This is a genomic window from Clostridium puniceum, assembly GCF_002006345.1.
Classification (GTDB): domain Bacteria; phylum Bacillota; class Clostridia; order Clostridiales; family Clostridiaceae; genus Clostridium; species Clostridium puniceum.
Window position 1 is genome coordinate 1 of sequence record NZ_LZZM01000134.1, and the last position, 802, is coordinate 802.

At 26.8% G+C, this 802-nt stretch carries 1 protein-coding gene and 1 pseudogene; both read left to right on the forward strand.

Annotated features, from left to right (window positions below):
* Positions 1 to 609, forward strand: a 609-nt coding sequence (locus CLPUN_RS10360; RefSeq protein ID WP_423237291.1) for a Mu transposase domain-containing protein, incomplete at its 5' end; no start/stop codon positions are given.
* Positions 602 to 802, forward strand: a pseudogene (locus CLPUN_RS10365) (IS21-like element ISCbo2 family helper ATPase IstB); the annotation flags it as partial. The gene CLPUN_RS10360 and the pseudogene CLPUN_RS10365, both read left to right, overlap by 8 nt.

An 802-nucleotide genomic window follows, 5' to 3' on the forward strand; every position in this document is an offset into this window, starting at 1 on the left:
AAAGGAAAAGTAAATAATAAATTTCAACAATTTGCAAATGATTATGGATTTAAAGTCCGTCCCTGCATAGCAGGAAGACCGAATACAAAAGCCAAAGTTGAAGCACCTATGAAATTATTAGATGAAATAAGAGCATACAATGGAACGCTAGATTATGAAGGTCTACATAATCTTGTTTCACATTTAAACAATAGAATTAATAGTACATGCCATACATCAACTGGTAAAATACCTATATTACATTTAGAAAAAGAAAAAGATTTCTTATCCGAACTGCCTAAAGAAGTGATAAGAAATCATTTCAAAATAATCACCACAAATGTTAAAGTAAATCGCCAAAGCATGATTTCATATAAATCAAATCAATATTCTGTATCTCCAAAATATATAGGCAAAAAACTAAAGCTTCAAGTTTATGATGATCAACTACATGTGTATTATAACACAAATTTAGTTACTATTCATAAAATACAAAATCAAAAATTAAATTATCATGCTGAGCATTACATTGAAATCAGTGCTTTAACATTTAATAAAAACTCATATGAAATGATAGAAATAGCTAGAAATAATTTAAAAATGATAGGAGAAGTATATCAAAATGAATAGTACATATACTCAGCTTATAAATAATCTAGAATATTTGAAAATGAAGCAAATGATTAATCATTTGGACGAAGTTATTGATTTTACAACAAAGAATAATTTATCTTTTGTTGATGCTCTTATTAAGCTTACAGCTCATGAAATTGACTATAAAGAGGCGAATATGATTAAATCTATGGTTAAGGTTGGAGCTTTT